Origin of the sequence: Pseudomonas carassii, from assembly GCF_036324045.1 — a bacterium.
Classification (GTDB): domain Bacteria; phylum Pseudomonadota; class Gammaproteobacteria; order Pseudomonadales; family Pseudomonadaceae; genus Aquipseudomonas; species Aquipseudomonas peradeniyensis.
Window position 1 is genome coordinate 22,963 of sequence record NZ_JAZDCT010000042.1, and the last position, 16,711, is coordinate 39,673.

Genomic DNA, 16,711 nt, shown 5'->3' on the forward strand with positions numbered 1-16,711 from the left:
AGCCCGCGTCCGTCGTCAGGTAACGAACGGATGCGCGAATGTCATCATCTGGTTACATAGCCAGGGCCGTGGCCAGGCTCGGCGCCAGCGGCAGGCGCGGCAGCAGCAGGGCCTGGTAGGCGTGGTAGAGGTCGGGCTTGCCGCCCCAGATCCGCGCACTGGGCAGCAAGGTCGCATCGAGCTCGTGGTGCCAGCTGCCGTGGCCGCGGTCGATGAAGTGGCTGGCGATAAAGTCCCAGAAGCTGCGATACCAATGTTCGTATTGAGCCTCGCCGGTACGCCGCAACAGGGCCGCGGCGGTGGCGCTGGCCTCGGCATGCACCCAGTGCAGGCGCTCGCGCACCACCGGGCGGTTGCGCCAGTCCAGGGTGTAGACCAGCCCCGGCGCGCCATCGGCTTGCCAGGCATGGCGGCAGGCGCTGTCGAACAAGCCTCTGGCGGCAGGCAGCAAGGACTCGGGCGCAGGCAGTTGCGCCCGTTGCAGGGCCGCCTCCAGGTGCAACACCAGGCGTGCCCATTCGAAGGCATGGCCGGGCGTGGTGCCGTAGGGGCGGAAGCCGTCGGCGGGGTTGTCGCGGTTGTAGTCGGGCACTGTCTGCCAGTGCTCGTCGAAATGCTCGGTGACCCGGAAACCGTCGGCGGCGGCCTGGGCCAGGATCAAACGCTGCACGATGCGCAGCGAACGCTCCAGCCAGCGCACGTCGCCGATGACATCGGCCAGGGCAAGAAACGCCTCGACGCCGTGCATGTTGCTGTTAGCGCCACGGTAGGCCTCCGCCTGCCGCCAGTCGCGGGAGAACGACTCACGCAAGGCGCCCTCCTCCTCGCACCAGAAGTGCTGCTCGATGACCCGGACCACGGCATCCAACAGTGCCTGGGCCTGCGTGACACCCGCTACCACCGCCGAGCTGGCGGCAAGGGCGACGAAGGCATGCAGGTAGGCGGCCTTGCCGGTGTCGCCGTGGCCTTCGGGCTGGGCGTACCAGCCGTCGTGCTCCTGGTCACGCAGCGGGCCCAGCAGGGCCTCGACGCCATGCTCGACCAGCCCGCGGCACCCCGGAACACCCTGGATATGCGCCAGGGCGAAGCTGTGGGTCATGCGCGCGGTGTTCATGGTCTCGGCCAGGGCGCAACGGGGCAGGCGGCCTTCGTCGTCGAGGTTGCCGAACCCCTGGGGCAGGCGCGAAGCCCTGGCGAAGGCGAGCAGGCGCAGGGCCTCGGCGTCGAGCCAGGCATGGTGTGTCGGGGAGTCGAGCCAGCTGATGGCCATGGGTGCACCCTCCTTGTTGTTGTCAGCCGATTCTAGTCAGCCGTCCTGGCTGGCATGTCACGAAGGCCTGCCGAATTGTCACCATGCAGTGACATCAGTCCTCTGTAGGAGCGGCCTTGTGCCGCGAAAGGGTTGCGAAGCAGCCCCAGCAATTTCAGATCCCTGGGGCCGCTTTGCGGCCCTTTCCGGCCGGTCCGACGCCTCGGCAAGGCCGCTCCTACAGGGAATCGTGTCAATCGGCCGTACGGGGTAGGTACAAGGTCACCCGCAATCCCCCTTCACGCAGATTGAACAAGCTCACCTCGCCGCCATGGCTGTGGGCGATGTTGCGCGCGATCCCCAGCCCCAACCCATAGCCCTGCTGCTGTCCGGCCAGCCGGAAGTGCGGCTCGAACACCTGCTCAAGACGTTGCTCCGGTACCCCCGGCCCCTGGTCGTCCACCTGCAGGACGAAGCTCTCGGCGCTGTCGATAATCCGCAGGTGCGCCCGCTCGCCGTACTTGATGGCGTTGTCGATCAGGTTGCCGATGCAGCGACGCAGGGCCAGCGACTTGCCGGGATACGGCGCCAGCGCCTGTCCCTCGAGGGTGATGCGGCCGTCGCCGAGGTAAGGTTCGGCGAGCATCTCCAGCACCTGGTTAAGGTCGATCGGCTCGATGTTCTCGTGAATATCGGTGTCCTTCACGCACTGCAGCGCACCCTTGACCAGCAGCTCCAGTTCGTCGAGGTCGCGACTGAATTTCGCTTGCAGCTTCTCGTCCTCGAGCAGCTCGACCCGCAGGCGCAGACGCGTGATCGGCGTACGCAGGTCATGGGAAATGGCGCTGAACAACTGGGAGCGCTCGGTGAGGTAACGGCTGATGCGCTCGCGCATGCTGTTGAACGCCCGCCCCACCTCGACCACTTCACTGCCGCCGCCCTCGGCCACCGGGGCCACGTCGGCGCCCAGCGACATTTCCCGCGCCGCCCGCGCCAGACGCTTGAGCGGCCGGCTCTGCCAGTGCACCAACAGGCCGATGAACAGCAACAGCAGGGCGGTGGTCATGGCGATGAAGCCAATCTGCTGGCGCGGCAGGCGCTCGGCCTCGAGGCTGGTGTAGGGCTCGGGCAGCAGCGAGGCAATGTACAGCCACTCGCCCTCGCCCAGGCGGATCTGGGTCACCAGCACCGGCGGATTGAGCGGTTCCAGGGTCAGCGAGTAGTGCGCCCAGGAACGAGGCAGCTCATCGAGTTTCAGGCCGCTGTTGAAGATCCGCAGGTCGTCGGGGCTGACGAACTCGACGGAAATCTCCATCTGCTGGCCCAGGCGCTCGTGCAACACCTCCTGGAACACGTCGATCACCGCCTGCTTGCGCGAGGTGATCGGCAGCACCGGCATCTCCAGCGGCTTGACGTTGAGCGAGACGAAGAAGCGCGTGCCGCCCATGCTGCGCAACTGATCGAGGACCATGGGCCGGTAGGCCACCGGTAGCGAACGGAAGTAGCTGACGCTGGCGCTCATCGAGTGAGCCAGGCTGCCGGCGCTGGCACGCAGGCCCTGCAGCTGGCTGGCGCGCAGTTGCGCCACCCAGATCAGGCTCGACAGCCCCTGGGCCAGCAAAACCACCAGCAAGGTCAGCAGCAGCATGCGCCCCAGCAGCGAGCGCGGCAGCAGACGCCAGCGGCGCTCGCTAGGCCGGGCAGACATTGGCCGCCAGCAGGTAGCCGCTGCCGCGTACGGTGCGGATCAGCCGAGGGGGTTTTTCCGTGTCGCGCAGGCGCTGACGCAAGCGGCTGACAGCCATGTCGACGATACGGTCCAGCGGCATCGGCTCGCGCCCGCGGGTGGCGTTGCCGATGGTGTCGCGGTCGAGGATCTGCTGCGGATGGTCGAGGAACAGCTTGAGCAGGGCGAAGTCGGCGCCGGAGAGGATCACCTCCTCGCCATCGCGGTGGAACAGGCGATGACTGATCGTGTCCAGGCGCCAGTCGTCGAAGGCCAGCACCGCACTGGCCGGCGCCGCCTGGCCGAAATCAGCGCGGCGCAACAGGGCCTTGATCCGGGCCTGCAGTTCACGTGGGCTGAAGGGTTTGCCGAGGTAGTCGTCGGCGCCCAGCTCCAGGCCGATGACCCGGTCGGCCTCGTCGGAACTGGCGGTCAGCATGATGATCGGCACCCGCGCCTGGCGTGGGTGCTCACGTACCCAGCGGCACAGGCTGAAGCCATCCTCGTCGGGCAGCATCACATCGAGGATCACCAGGTCATAGGGGTTGGCGTCCAGGGCGCGACGAAAGCCCTGGCCATCGGGTTCGGCATGGACCTGCAGGCCGCAGCGGGCGAGGTAGGTCTGCAACAGTTCGCGGATGTCCTGGTCGTCGTCGACCATCAGGATCGATTTGCCGGCAGTGGTCACAATGGTCAGTCCTCTTGTAAACGCAGATCTTAATGCCTGCTGTACGGGGCTGCCTTGCAGCCCTTTCGCGGCACAAGGCCGCTCCTACCGTTGATCGCGTTGCCCTGTAGGAGCGGCCTTGTGCCGCGAAAGGGCCGCGAAGCGGCCCCAGCGATCAATGGTCCAACGCTTGCTGCAAGGCCACCCCGGCCCCCAGCAACCCGGAAAACTCCGCCGTCACCAGCCATACCGGCACCCCGGCAAAATAACCACTCATGCAGCCCTTGTCGGCGAAACTCGCGGCGAATCCGCTGCCCAGGAACAACTCGGCGAAACGCGGAATCACCCCGCCGACAATGTAGACCCCACCCCGGGCGCCCAGGGTGAGCACGTTGTTGCCCGCCACCCGCCCGAGAAAGCGGCAGAACTGCTCGATCACCGCCAACGCCCGAGGCTCACCGGCCAGGGCCGCGTCGGTGATCTGCGCCGGGGTCTTGTGCGTCGGCGTGGCGCCGTCGAGCGCGCAGATCGCCTGGTACAAGCGCACCAGCCCACCGCCACTGAGCACCGTCTCGGCGCTGACATGGCCGATCTGCCGGTGAATCTCCTGATGGATCGCCGCCTCGCGGGCATTGCCCACCGGCAGGTCGACATGCCCGCCCTCCCCCGGCAGCGCCAGCCAGTGCTCGCCCAGGCGCATCAGGCTGCCCACGCCCAGGCCGGTGCCGGGGCCGATCACCAGTGCCGGGCGCGACGGGTCGGCGAGGCCTGCGCAGACCTCGCGGAATTCACCGTCGCGCAGCCGGGTCATGCCCAGGGCCATGGCGGAAAAATCGTTGATCAGCAACAGGCGCTCGACCTGCAGCGTCTGGCAGAACGCGCTGCGGCTCAGGCGCCAGTGGTTGTTGGTGAAGCGGAATTCGTCGCCGTCCACGGGACCAGCCACCGCCAGGCACACCGCCGCCAGGCCGCCACGGGCGATGCCCTGGTCGGCGAGGTAGGCCTCGATGGCCTGCTCGGGGCTGGTGTAGTCGGCGGTGGCCAGCACCTGGACCGCCTGCAGCCCGTTGTCGCGCCACAAAGCGAAACGTGCGTTGGTGCCGCCGATGTCGCCGACCAGCAAGGCCTTCATTTGAGGTTCTCCAGGGCCGAGGTGAAGGCGCTCGCGCCCTGCTCGGCGGAACTGAACGCCACGCGCATGAAGCCGAACAGCTCGCGCCCGCAGCCCAGGTCGTTGCCCGTGGGCGGCTCGGGCAGCTCACGGCTGGCCAGTTCCTCGGCCGAGACCATGATCCGCAGCGTGCCTTCGGCACCATCGACGCGCACGATATCACCATCGCGCACCCGCGCCAGCGGGCCGCCATCGAAAGCCTCTGGGCACACGTGGATGGCTGCCGGGATCTTGCCCGAGGCGCCGGACATGCGCCCGTCGGTCACCAGCGCCACCTTGAAGCCGCGATCCTGCAGCACGCCGAGGAACGGTGTCAGCTTGTGCAGCTCGGGCATGCCGTTGCAACGCGGGCCCTGGAAGCGCACCACGGCGACGAAGTCGCGCTCCAGTTCGCCGGCCTTGAACGCATCGGCCAGCGCCTGCTGGTCGTGGAACACCCGGGCAGGCGCCTCGACCACGCGGTGCTCAGGCGCCACCGCCGACACCTTCATCACGCCGCGCCCCAGGTTGCCCTCCATGACCCGCAGGCCGCCCTCGGCGGAGAACGGCCGCGCCACCGGGCGCAGGATGCTTTCGTCGAGGCTGTCCTTCGGCCCTTCGCGCCACACCAGTTGGCCATCCTCGAGGAACGGCTCCTGGGTATAACGGCGCAGGCCATGCCCGGCCACGGTGTTGACGTCCTCGTGCAGCAGGCCCGCGTCGAGCAGCTCGCGAATGAGGAACGCCATGCCGCCGGAGGCCTGGAAGTGGTTGATGTCGGCCTTGCCGTTCGGATAGACGTGGGACAGCGTCGGCACCACCTCGGACAGATCGGCCATGTCCTGCCAGGTCAGCTGGATGCCGGCGGCCTGGGCGATGGCCGGGATGTGCAGGGTGTGGTTGGTCGAGCCGCCGGTGGCGTGCAGGGCGACGATCGAGTTGACCAGCGCCTTTTCATCGACGATCTCGCCGATTGGCATGAAGTTGCCGCTGGCCTTGGTCATGCGCGTGACCTGGCGCGCGGCTTCGGCGGTGAGGGCATCGCGCAGTGGCGTGTACGGGTTGACGAACGAGGCGCCCGGCAGGTGCAGGCCCATCACTTCCATCACCAGCTGGTTGGTGTTGGCGGTGCCGTAGAAGGTGCAGGTGCCCGGACCGTGGTAGCTCTTCATTTCCGATTCGAGCAGTTGCTCGCGGGTGGCCTTGCCCTCGGCGTAGCGCTGGCGCACATCGGCCTTCTCCTTGTTGGAGATGCCCGAGACCATCGGCCCGCCCGGCACGAAGATGGTCGGCAGGTGGCCAAAGCGCAGCGCGCCCATCATCAGGCCGGGGACGATCTTGTCGCAGATGCCCAGCATCAACGCGGCGTCGAACATGTTGTGCGACAGGGCGATGGCGGTGGACATGGCGATCACTTCGCGGCTGGCGATGGCCAGCTCCATGCCCGGTTCACCCTGGGTGACGCCATCGCACATGGCCGGCACGCCGCCGGCGAACTGGCCGACCGAGCCGAGCTCGCGCAGGGCCTGCTTGATCTGTTCGGGGAAGTGCTGGTACGGCTGGTGCGCCGAGAGCATGTCGTTGTAGGCCGAGACGATGGCCACGTTGGCGGCGTTCATCAGGCGCAGGGTCTGTTTGTCCTCGCCGCCACAGCCGGCCACGCCATGGGCGAAGTTGGCGCACTGCAGGCTGGCGCGCATGGGTCCGTCACTGGCCGCCCCACGGATCAGCTCAAGGTAGCGTTCACGGGTACGGCGGCTGCGGGCGATCAGCCGTTCGGTGACCTCAAGGATGCGCGGATGCATGTACTGGACTCCAGGCTAACTGTGGGGCGGCCTCCACAGGTCATTTCCCCTCCAAACGATTGCGACCTAGGCTCTAGAAAAAGGTGCCTGGACCGTTCGAAATGGGGCTGACCCGACCACTCGTTGTATGTTTAAACAAAATACTGCCAGTAAAAAGGCTTGTTTTCTATCTCTCGGTGAATAATCTTGTAATTCCAACAACAAAACCGTTTCAGTGAAGCTGCTCTTTGTGCCACAGGCTTCACCCGACTGCCAGAGGTAACGCCATGACCCTACGCATCGCCATCAACGGATTCGGCCGCATCGGACGCAACGTCCTGCGCGCACTGTACACGCAGGGCTACCGCCAGGACCTGCAGGTCGTCGCCATCAACGACCTGGGCGACAGCGCGATGAACGCCCACCTGCTCAAGTACGACAGCGTCCACGGCATTTTCGACGCCAGTGTCGAGGCCGACCACGAAAGCCTCACCGTCAATGGCGACCGCATCGCCGTCAGCGCCATCCGCAACCCCGCCGAACTGCCCTGGAAGACCTTGGCCATCGACGTGGTGTTCGAGTGCACCGGGCTGTTCACCGAACGCGCCAAGGCCGCCGCCCACCTGACGGCCGGCGCCGCCAAGGTGATCGTCAGCGCGCCGGCCAAGGGCGCCGACGCCACCGTGGTATACGGGGTCAACCACGACGTGCTGCGCGCCTCGCACCAGATCATCTCCAACGCCTCGTGCACCACCAACTGCCTGGCGCCGATCGCCCAGGTGCTGCACCGCGAGTTCGGCATCGAGCAAGGCCTGATGACCACCATCCATGCCTACACCAACGACCAGGTGCTCACCGACGTCTACCACGGCGACCCTTACCGCGCCCGCTCGGCCACCCAGTCGATGATCCCGAGCAAGACTGGCGCCGCCGAAGCCGTGGGCCTGGTGCTGCCGGAACTGGCCGGCAAGCTCACCGGCATGGCCGTGCGGGTACCGGTGATCAACGTGTCGTTGGTCGACCTCACGGTCAACCTCAAGCGCGAGGCCAGCGCCGACGAAGTCAACCAGCTGTTCCTCGAGGCCAGCCGCCACTCGCGGGTGCTGGGCTACAACGCCCTGCCGCTGGTGTCGTGCGACTTTAACCACAACCCGCTGTCGTCGATCTTCGACGCCAACCACACCCGCGCCAACGGGCGCATGCTCAAGGTGCTGGCGTGGTACGACAACGAATGGGGCTTCTCCAATCGCATGCTGGACAACTGCCTGGCGCTGTTCAACGCCAGGTGACGTTTTGCGCGATCCCCTGTAGGAGCGGCCTTGCCGAGGCGTCGGACCGGCCGGAAAGGGCTGCGCAGCGGCCCCAGTAATCTGCGCATCGACGCTAAAATCCTGGGGCCGCTCTGCGGCCCTTTCGCGGCACAAGGCCGCTCCTACAGGGATCGCGTTAGCCGCAATATTTACCTGTTCGTGACATTTCCGCGCTTGACCTCGAGCATGGATGATAAGCATTATCATTCACCCGAAAAGCGACCAGGTTTCCCCGTGAGTCAGTCCCGGTTCAACTCCGTGTTCCTCAACCAGCGCCTCTCCCTGCTGCGCACCTTGCAGCGCATGGTGGGCAACCCCAGCACCGCCGAGGACCTGCTGCAGGAAACCTACCTGCGAGTCACCCGCGCCCTGGGCGAGCGGCCAATCGAGCACCTCGAGCCCTTCGTCTTCCAGACTGCCCGCAATCTGGCCCTGGACCACCTGCGGGCACGTCGGGTGCAGGCCCGCACGCTGGTGGACGATGTGCCCGAACAGGTCCTGCACAATGTCGCCGCCCCCTCGACCAGCAGCGAGGACGCCGCCCACGCCGAACAACTGCTCAAGCACCTGAGCGTCAGCCTCGGCCAGCTCAGCGAACGCCAGCAGCGCATCTTCATCCTCAGCCGCCTGCACGGCGCCAGCTACCTGGAAATCGCCGAACAGCTGAACGTCTCGGCCAGCACGGTGCAGAAGGAACTGAAACTGATCATGGCCATCTGCATGGGCGTGGCCGATCGTCACCAGTGATGCGACCGCTCGCCGCTGCCCCGCGCAAAGCCCTTGCCACGGACCGGGTCTGCACTGATCATGCGCAAAAAAGCCCCAAGCAAGGATCCCCCGTGACCGACCGCCCCACACCTCGCCCGTCACCCGCCGAGCCTGATGCCCGCGCCCGTGCCCGCGAGGAGGCGCTCGACTGGCTGATCCGCCTGCAGTGCGCCAGCGAGGAGGATACCCGCGCCTTCGAGCACTGGCTGGGGGCAGAGCCGGAAAACGCCGAGGCCTATGTCGAGGCCGAAGCACTGTGGAACGGCGCCTCGCTGCGCCAGGCCGCCGGTCAGCTGCAGTACAACCGCAAGCGCTCGCTCGCCGGGCGCCTGCGCAGCCATTGGAAACCGCTGGCCACAGCCGCCGTGCTGCTGGTCGGGCTATTCACCTTCGGCAACCTGCCGGTGCGCCTGCAGGCCGACCATCTGACCGTGGTCGGCGAGCGCCAGCGCCTGGAACTGGACCCGGGCGCCAAGGTGCTGCTCAACACCAATTCGGCCTTCGCCAGCGACGAGCGCGAAGGCCGCAAGGTTGCCCGCCTGCTGCAAGGCGAGGCGTACTTCCAGGTGTCCAACACCAGTCAGCCGCCCCTGGAAGTCCAGGCCGGCCCGTTGCGCGCCAGCGTGCGCGACACCGACTTCGCCGTGCGCTACCTCGATGGCGAGGCACAGGTGCGGGTGCAGCGCGGCGATGTCGACCTGCAGGCCGCGAGCGACCAGCGCATCCGCCTGAGCGCCGGCGACAGCATCAGCGTCGGCCCCAAGGGTTTCAGCCAGCGCCAGCGCCCCGACATGAGCAAGGACCTGGCCTGGATCGAAGGCCGCCTGGTGTTCGAGAACTGCCCGCTGAGCCAGGTGCTCGCGGAAGTCCGCCGCTACTACCCGGGTTGGATCATCAACCGCAACGCCCACCTGGAGCAGGTCGCGGTCACCGGCAACTACCGCCTCGACCAGCCGCTGGAAACCCTGCGCGCCCTCGCCCATATCACCTCGGCGCAACTGCACGAGTACCCAGCCGTGGTGATTCTCAACTGACCCGGTAAGTTTTTTTACGCGATCACCCTGCCTCGCCCGTCTCGTTATAGCCAATACGATTGATTCTCGTTCGAAAACGAGAACAAGCACCGCCTATAACTCACGCGCGACAGGGAGCGCTTTCGATGCCCACAGGTCAGACCCGCCCGTCCACTTCTTCCCGCCGTCGCGGGCAATTGTCCCTGCTGACCCTGGCCCTGCTCGCCAGCGGCGCCTGCAGCCTGCCGGCGCTGGCCGTGGAACCGGCCCAGGCCAGCAGCCCGCGCATGGGCGACTACCGTTTCGCCATCGCCCAGCAGCCGCTGGTCGAGGCCATCAACGCCTTCAGCAAGGTGACCGGCTGGCAGGTCGGCTTCAGCGCCGAGCTCGCCGACGGCGTGGCCTCGCCCGGCGTGCAGGGCTCGCTGGCCCCGGAAGCGGCGCTGCAGCGACTGCTACGCGGTACCGGCCTTAGCTTCCGCAAGATCAGCAACGGCAACGTGGTGCTTGAACGCCAGTCCGCCGGCAATGCCATCGCCCTGCAACAAGTGACCGTCAGCGCCACCCGCAGCGCCCAGGATGTCAGCCAGGTGCCGAGCACCGTCAGCGTGCAGACCCGCGAGCAGCTGGATCGGCAGAACGTCAACGACATCAAGCAACTGGTGCGCTACGAGCCCGGCGTGTCGGTGTCCGGCACCGGCCAGCGCAGCGGTCTGAACGGCTACAACATCCGCGGTATCGATGGCGACCGGGTACTGACCCAGGTGGACGGCGTGTCGATTCCCGACAGTTTCTTCTATGGCCCCTATGCTCAGACCCAGCGCAACTACGTCGACCCGGAGATCGTCAAGCGCGTGGAGATCCTGCGCGGTCCGGCATCGGTGCTGTACGGCAGCAATGCCATTGGCGGCGCGGTGAGCTACTTCACCCTGGACCCAGAGGACATCATCAAGCCCGGCAAAGATGTCGGCGCGCGTCTGAAAACCGGCTACAGTTCGGCCGATGAAAGCTGGCTGACATCCGCCACCGTCGCCGGGCGCCAGGGTGACTTCGACGGTCTGTTGCACCTGAGCCAGCGCAACGGCCACGAAACCGATTCGTACGGTGGGCACGGTGGTACCGGCCTGTCACGCACCGCCGCCAACCCCGAGGACGTGCGCACCACCAACGTGCTGGCCAAGCTGGGCTGGAACTATGCCGAGGACGCTCGCCTGGGGCTGACCTACGAGCGCTACAAGGACGACCGCGACCAGAACATCCTCAGCGCCGTGGGTGGGCCCTTCATCCCGGGCATGCCGGCCATGAATTCTTACCGCATGCGCCAGGGCAACGACACCGTTACCCGTGAACGGGTCGGCATCAATCACGAATTCGGCCTCGACAGTCTGTTCGCCGACAACATGAAGTGGAGCCTGAACTACCAGATCGCCAAGACCGACCAGACCACCGAAGAGCTCTACTTCGCCCGTGGCCGCCAGGTAGCCCGTGACCGCCAGACCACCTACAAGGACCGCCAGTGGGTGTTCGACGCACAGCTGGACAAGGCCTTCAGCATTGGCGCTACCGACCACCTGCTGACCTACGGCACCACGCTCAAGCACGAGAAGATTACCGGTTCACGCAGCGGCACCGGCATTTGTCTCAACGTCGGTGGATCGTGCCGGGCAATCGGCCAGATCAGCGCGGACGATACCCAGGCGCGCGTCAGCGACTTCCCGGATCCGACAGTCGATACCTACAGCCTGTTCGCCCAGGACGAAATCCGCTGGAACCAGTGGACCTTCCTGCCCGGCCTGCGCTACGACTACACCCGCCTCGATCCGCGCATGACCGACGAATACCTGCTCGGCCTGCAGAGCGCCGCACCGGGGCAGTCGACCGGCGTGGACGACTCGCAGAAGAACTGGCATCGCCTGTCGCCGAAACTCGGTGTGACCTACGCCTTCAATGATCACTACACCTGGTACGGCCAGTACGCCGAAGGTTTCCGCACACCGACGGCGAAAGCCCTGTACGGGCGCTTCGAAAACCTGGCCGGCGGCTATGTGGTGGAGCCCAACTCGGGGCTGGAGCCGGAAAAGAGCAAGAGCTATGAAACCGGCCTGCGCGGCAACTTCGATGCCGGCAACTTCGATGTGGCAGTGTTCTACAACAAGTATCGCGACTTCATCAACGAGGACGCCGTCCAGTCCGGCAAGCTCGGCTCGACCTTCCAGGCCAACAACATCAAGCACGCCACCATCAAGGGCGCGGAGATCAAGGGTCGCCTGAACCTGGACCACTTCGGTGCGCCGGAAGGTCTCTACTCGATCGCCTCGGTTGCCTATGCCTATGGCCGCAACGACGACACTGGTCAGCCGCTCAATAGCGTGAACCCGCTGACCGGGGTGTTCGGCCTGGGCTACGAACAAGTCGACTACGGCACTCAGTTGAGCTGGACCCTGGTCAAACGCAAGAACCGCGTGGACGACACCACGTTCTTCGCCCCCGACGGCTCCAGCTCGGAGTTCCGCACACCAGGCTACGGCGTGCTCGACCTGACCGGCTTCTACCGGATCACCGACGACCTGACCATCAATGGCGGGCTGTACAACCTGACCGACAAGAAATACTGGCAGTGGGACGATGTGCGCAAGTACGCCAGCGTCGGCAATAACACCGGCGTGAGCGAAGCTGCCGTCACCCAGCCGGCCAACCTGGATCGCCTGACCGCGCCAGGACGCAACTTCGCCATCAATCTGGTGTGGGATATCTGATCGGCTGATAAGGGCGGCGCCCGCGATGCAGGTGCCGCCCGTTTCAAGTCATGAGAATGATTTCACTTCGCAGGTGAGGTTTTTTTACTGTCCCGCGTCTTCTGTTTCGTCTTGTCACTAGACGCCCCATTTTCCAAGGATGCCCCCATGACCGCCCCTTCCACCGAACGCGCCGCCCTGCGCTCCCAGCGCCTGAACCAGGTCACCCACGCCCCGCACACCGAGCTGGACGCCCTGGTCAAATCGCACAAGCCGTTCGACAGCCGTGAAAGCTTCGCCCGCTTCGTGGTTGCCCAGTACCTGTTCCAGTCCGAGCTGCAGGCGCTGTACACCGACCCGCAACTGATCGCCATCGTGCCGGACCTCGCCGCGCGCTGCCGCGCCGAACAGGCCCGCCTGGACCTGGCCGACCTCGACACCGAAGTACCCGCGCCCTTCGCCGGCGCCCTGGGCAAGCCAAGCCTGGGCGAGGCACTGGGCTGGATCTTCGTCTCCGAAGGCTCCAAACTGGGCGCCGCGTTCCTGATCAAGCGCGCCGTGGCCCTGGAGCTGTCCGAGACCTTCGGTGCCCGTCACCTGGGCGAGCCGGCCGGCGGCCGTGCCGAAGGCTGGAAGCAGTTCACCCGCATCCTCGACAGCCTGGAACTGTCGCCCGAGGAAGACGCCGCCGCCGAGCGTGGCGCGGTCGCCGCCTTCGAGCGCTTCACCGAGCTGCTCAAGCATGCCTACGCCGCCGATGCCGCGCTGGCCTGACACGCTTTACCCGGCCGCCTGCGGGCGGCCACACCGTTGCAGTGAGACCATGACCCGAATCGCCCGCTCGAAACTGTCCCGCCTGCTCTATGCGATCCTGGCCTATGTCAGCCTGGGCATTGGCCTCGTGGCCATCGTCATCCCAGGGCTGCCCACCACCGAGTTCATCCTCCTCGCCGCCTGGGCCGCAACCCGCAGCTCGCCGCGCCTGTCCGCCTGGCTGGAGAACCACCGGCTGTTCGGTCCGATCCTCTACAACTGGCGCAACGGTAAGGTGATCCAGCGCCGCGCCAAGGTCAGCGCGACCATCAGCATGCTGCTGTGCGCCGGCCTGATGCTGACCTTCCTCGAACACCACTGGCCGGTGTTCCTCGCCATCGCCGGCATGACCCTGGGCAACCTGTGGATCTGGTCACGACCGGAACGTCCCACCCCGACAGGTGCCGTCGAACTGCAAGGTTGATTCATTTGCGCTGCGGCGCCGGATGTACTGCAATGGACTCCACGAAGGAGGATCCGGCATGCAGCCATTGCTCGACACCATCGCCCATTCACTGCAACTCACCCCCGATGCCCTACGCTGGCACGGCATCGGCGCCCTGCCCTCCACATTCGCCGTGACCGAACTGGCCGCCGCCAGTCTCGCTGCCTGCGGCCTGGCCCTGGCCGATCTGCTCCAAGGTCAGTTGGACCTCTGCCCCCTGGTACACATCGACCGCCGCCTGGCGTCCTTCTGGTTCGCCAGCAGCCTGCGACCTCGCGGCTGGGAGCCACCGCCGCTGTGGGATGCCATCGCCGGCGACTATCAGGCCCGCGACGGCTGGATCCGCCTGCACACCAACGCGGCGCACCACCGCACCGCCGCCCTGCGGGTACTGGGGGCCAAAGCCGAGCACGCCAATGTCGCCAACCTGGTCGCCCGCTGGGACGCCGATGCACTGGAAGCCGCAGTGGTGCAAGCCGGTGGCTGCGCGGCGCGGATGCGCAGCTGGCCCGAATGGTGCGCGCATCCTCAGGGGTTGGCAGTGAACCAGGAACCGCTGATCCTGCGCCAGGCCTTCACCGCAACCACCCTGGCCTGGCGCGGCAGCGCAGATCGACCGTTGGCCGGCATCAAGGTTCTCGACCTCACCCGTATTCTTGCCGGACCTACCGCCACCCGCCTGCTGGCCGCTTTTGGTGCCGACGTGCTGCGGATAGACCCGACCGACTGGAATGAGCCTGCCGTGGCCGCCGAGGTGACCTTGGGCAAGCGCTGCGCCCGCCTGGACCTGCGCACTTTTGCCGGCCGCCAATGCTTCGAGCGCTTGCTGGCCGAGGCCGATGTGCTGGTACACGGTTACCGCGCCGATGCCCTCGAGCAGCTTGGCCTGGGTGTCGATCGACGTCGCGAGCTCAACCCAGGACTGATCGATGTGAGCCTGAACGCCTATGGCTGGAGCGGACCATGGCAGGAGCGTCGAGGTTTCGACAGTCTGGTGCAGATGAGCACCGGCATCGCCCGCGAAGGCATGCGCTGGCGCCAGGCGGATCGGCCTGTACCACTACCGGTGCAGGCGCTGGATCACGCCACCGGATACCTGATGGCGGCCGAAGTGATACGGGCGCTGGGGCGAGGCGAGGGATGCCGGTCGAGGCTGTCACTGGCACGCACGGCGGCATTGCTGATCGAACAAGGCACCGTGGAAGAGGAGCTGGCATTGGCCGCAGAGTCGGCGCTGGACATCGATCCGCGCATCGAACGCACACCTTGGGGCGAAGCACAGCGGATCAGGGCGCCGTTGAAGGTGGGTGAGGCCACCATGAGCTGGGCGCGGGGAGCCTGCGAGCTTGGCTCCGCACCTGCCCAGTGGTGACTGCCAGATCCCCTGTAGGAGCGGCCTTGTGCCGCGAAAGGGCTGCGTAGCAGCCCCGGCAATCCTGAGGCATTCCTGAGACCCAGGGGCCGCTGCGCGTCCCTTTCGCGGCACAAGGCCGCTCCTACAGGGCCAACGCCCGGCCTGATCACAGGCTCAACAACCCCGAATACAGGGCATACGCCGCCAGCCCCGCCCCCGCCAACACCGCCGCGAAGATCAGTTTCTCCCACGCGGTGAACAGCATCTGCCCCTGCTCGTGCTTGGCCCGGGCGAACAGGATCACCCCGGGCGCATACAGCAGCGCCGACAGCAGCACGTACTTGAGCCCACCGGCATACAGCAGCCAGATTGCGTACAGCAGCGCGATCGCCGCCACCAGCAGGTCCTTGCGCCGCAGCCCCGCCTGCCCCTGGTAGCCTTCGCCACGCCAGGCCAGCAGCACGGCATAGGCCGCCGACCAGAAGTACGGCACCAGGATCATCGACGACGCCAGGTAAATCAGGCTGGTGTAGGTTCCCGCCGAAAACAGGGTGATCAGCAGGAAGCCCTGGATCATCACATTGGTCAGCCACAGCGCGTTGGCCGGCACCTGGTTGGCGTTCTCCCGCGCCAGGAAGCGCGGCATGGTCTTGTCCCGGGCGGTGGCATAGAGAATCTCGGCGCACAGCAGCGCCCACGACAGCAACGCACCCAGCAGCGACACCGCCAGGCCGATACTGATCAACAGTGCCCCCCAGGGCCCGACGATATGCTCCAGCACCGAGGCCAGCGAAGGGTTCTGCAAGCCGGCCAGCTCCGGCTGGGTCATCACCCCCAGCGACAGCACGTTGACCAGCACCAGCAGCGCCAGCACGCCAAGGAAGCCGACTACGGTAGCCTTGCCCACGTCCGAGCGATGCAGCGCCCGCCCCGAATAGACACTCGCGCCCTCGATGCCGATGAACACGAACACCGTCACCAGCATCATGTTGCGCACCTGCTCCAGCACGCTGCCGAACTGCGGATTGCTCAGGCCCCAGATGTCGCGGGTAAAGATGTCGGCGCGAAAGGCGAAGGCGGCGATGACGATGAACATCAGCAGCGGCACGACCTTGGCCACGGTGGTCACCTGGTTGATGAAGGCGGCTTCCTTGATGCCGCGCAGCACCAGGAAATGCACCGCCCACAGCAGCAGCGAGGCGCAACCGATGGCCACCGGCGTGTTGCCTTCGCCGAACACCGGGAAATAGAAGCCCAGGGTACTGAACAGCAACACGAAGTAGCCGACATTACCCAGCCAGGCACTGATCCAGTAGCCCCACGCCGAGGAAAAGCCCATGTAGTCGCCAAAACCGGCCTTGGCGTAGGCGTACACCCCGGAGTCCAGCTCCGGCTTGCGGTTGGCCAGGGTCTGGAAGACGAAGGCCAGCGCCAGCATCCCCACCGCGGTGATGCCCCAGCCGATCAGCACCGCCCCGACATCGGCGCGGGCCGCCATGTTCTGCGGCAACGAGAAGATCCCGCCACCGATCATCGAGCCGACCACCAGCGCGATCAGCGCACCTAGGCGCAGTTTCTGTCCCGGTTCGCTCATAGGACTCCTCGTGCGCGGGCGCGCGTGAACGTATTGGCCGACACTATTGTTACAAGTTTTTTATCAAATAAAGCCATTAAACCTATAGCACTCATAACCATGC

General features: G+C 66.1%; 13 protein-coding genes. 7 read left to right on the top strand and 6 right to left on the bottom strand.

Annotation, left to right across the window (positions count from 1 at the left end; genetic code table 11):
• Window positions 1-52: 52 nt before the first annotated feature.
• The 5 genes from V0R62_RS23595 to edd form a co-directional block, all read right to left on the bottom strand.
• The gene (locus V0R62_RS23595) at window positions 53-1,270 is read right to left on the bottom strand and encodes a D-mannose isomerase (RefSeq protein WP_330105436.1); all 1,218 of its coding nucleotides are present in this window, start codon (window positions 1,268-1,270) and stop codon (window positions 53-55) included.
• Window positions 1,271-1,502: 232 nt separating this feature from the next.
• Window positions 1,503-2,957 carry an ATP-binding protein gene (locus tag V0R62_RS23600; RefSeq protein WP_330105437.1) on the bottom strand — a complete coding sequence of 485 codons (1,455 nt, stop codon included), beginning with the start codon at window positions 2,955-2,957 and terminating at the stop codon, window positions 1,503-1,505.
• Window positions 2,941-3,636 (bottom strand): response regulator, encoded by a 696-nt coding sequence (locus tag V0R62_RS23605; RefSeq protein ID WP_408005735.1) that lies wholly within the window; start codon window positions 3,634-3,636, stop codon window positions 2,941-2,943. Before V0R62_RS23605 ends, V0R62_RS23600 begins: the two co-directional genes overlap by 17 nt.
• Window positions 3,637-3,817: 181 nt before the next feature.
• Window positions 3,818-4,774, bottom strand: coding sequence for a glucokinase (locus V0R62_RS23610; protein WP_330105439.1), 957 nt, complete (start codon window positions 4,772-4,774; stop codon window positions 3,818-3,820).
• Entirely contained in the window at window positions 4,771-6,597 is a 1,827-nt protein-coding gene (gene edd / locus V0R62_RS23615; protein ID WP_330105440.1) for a phosphogluconate dehydratase, read from the bottom strand. The genes V0R62_RS23610 and edd overlap by 4 nt, the downstream gene beginning before the upstream one ends.
• Window positions 6,598-6,863: 266 nt before the next feature.
• Here edd and gap point away from each other — a divergent pair, with 266 nt between their 5' ends.
• From gap to V0R62_RS23650, 7 genes are all read left to right on the top strand, one after another.
• Window positions 6,864-7,865, top strand: coding sequence for a type I glyceraldehyde-3-phosphate dehydrogenase (gene gap / locus V0R62_RS23620; RefSeq protein ID WP_050704137.1), 1,002 nt, complete (start codon window positions 6,864-6,866; stop codon window positions 7,863-7,865).
• Between the two features lie 255 nt (window positions 7,866-8,120).
• The gene (locus tag V0R62_RS23625) at window positions 8,121-8,633 is read left to right on the top strand and encodes an RNA polymerase sigma factor (RefSeq protein ID WP_330105441.1); all 513 of its coding nucleotides are present in this window, start codon (window positions 8,121-8,123) and stop codon (window positions 8,631-8,633) included.
• 92 nt (window positions 8,634-8,725) lie between these two features.
• Complete coding sequence (locus V0R62_RS23630; RefSeq protein WP_330105442.1) at window positions 8,726-9,688, top strand: FecR family protein; 963 nt, start codon at window positions 8,726-8,728, stop codon at window positions 9,686-9,688.
• A gap of 125 nt (window positions 9,689-9,813) precedes the next feature.
• Window positions 9,814-12,423 (top strand): TonB-dependent receptor, encoded by a 2,610-nt coding sequence (locus V0R62_RS23635; protein WP_330105443.1) that lies wholly within the window; start codon window positions 9,814-9,816, stop codon window positions 12,421-12,423.
• Between the two features lie 147 nt (window positions 12,424-12,570).
• Window positions 12,571-13,176 carry a biliverdin-producing heme oxygenase gene (locus V0R62_RS23640; protein WP_028691979.1) on the top strand — a complete coding sequence of 202 codons (606 nt, stop codon included), beginning with the start codon at window positions 12,571-12,573 and terminating at the stop codon, window positions 13,174-13,176.
• A gap of 49 nt (window positions 13,177-13,225) precedes the next feature.
• Window positions 13,226-13,639, top strand: coding sequence for a YbaN family protein (locus V0R62_RS23645; protein ID WP_330105444.1), 414 nt, complete (start codon window positions 13,226-13,228; stop codon window positions 13,637-13,639).
• 58 nt (window positions 13,640-13,697) lie between these two features.
• Complete coding sequence (locus V0R62_RS23650) at window positions 13,698-15,032, top strand: CoA transferase (RefSeq protein ID WP_330105445.1); 1,335 nt, start codon at window positions 13,698-13,700, stop codon at window positions 15,030-15,032.
• Between the two features lie 148 nt (window positions 15,033-15,180).
• On the opposite strand, the gene arcD is transcribed toward V0R62_RS23650, so the two are convergent.
• Window positions 15,181-16,608 carry an arginine-ornithine antiporter gene (gene arcD, locus V0R62_RS23655; RefSeq protein WP_330105446.1) on the bottom strand — a complete coding sequence of 476 codons (1,428 nt, stop codon included), beginning with the start codon at window positions 16,606-16,608 and terminating at the stop codon, window positions 15,181-15,183.
• Between the last annotated feature and the right edge of the window lie 103 nt (window positions 16,609-16,711).

Bases quoted from the DNA above. Each gene is read 5' to 3' on its own strand.
- V0R62_RS23595 (WP_330105436.1), bottom strand. From the start codon at position 1,270: ATGGCCATCAGCTGGCTCGACTCCCCGACACACCATGCCTGGCTCGAC.
- V0R62_RS23600 (WP_330105437.1), bottom strand. From the start codon at position 2,957: ATGTCTGCCCGGCCTAGCGAGCGCCGCTGGCGTCTGCTGCCGCGCTCG.
- V0R62_RS23605 (WP_408005735.1), bottom strand. From the start codon at position 3,636: ATGGTCGACGACGACCAGGACATCCGCGAACTGTTGCAGACCTACCTC.
- V0R62_RS23610 (WP_330105439.1), bottom strand. From the start codon at position 4,774: ATGAAGGCCTTGCTGGTCGGCGACATCGGCGGCACCAACGCACGTTTC.
- edd (WP_330105440.1), bottom strand. From the start codon at position 6,597: ATGCATCCGCGCATCCTTGAGGTCACCGAACGGCTGATCGCCCGCAGC.
- gap (WP_050704137.1), top strand. From the start codon at position 6,864: ATGACCCTACGCATCGCCATCAACGGATTCGGCCGCATCGGACGCAAC.
- V0R62_RS23635 (WP_330105443.1), top strand. From the start codon at position 9,814: ATGCCCACAGGTCAGACCCGCCCGTCCACTTCTTCCCGCCGTCGCGGG.
- V0R62_RS23640 (WP_028691979.1), top strand. From the start codon at position 12,571: ATGACCGCCCCTTCCACCGAACGCGCCGCCCTGCGCTCCCAGCGCCTG.
- V0R62_RS23645 (WP_330105444.1), top strand. From the start codon at position 13,226: ATGACCCGAATCGCCCGCTCGAAACTGTCCCGCCTGCTCTATGCGATC.
- V0R62_RS23650 (WP_330105445.1), top strand. From the start codon at position 13,698: ATGCAGCCATTGCTCGACACCATCGCCCATTCACTGCAACTCACCCCC.
- arcD (WP_330105446.1), bottom strand. From the start codon at position 16,608: ATGAGCGAACCGGGACAGAAACTGCGCCTAGGTGCGCTGATCGCGCTG.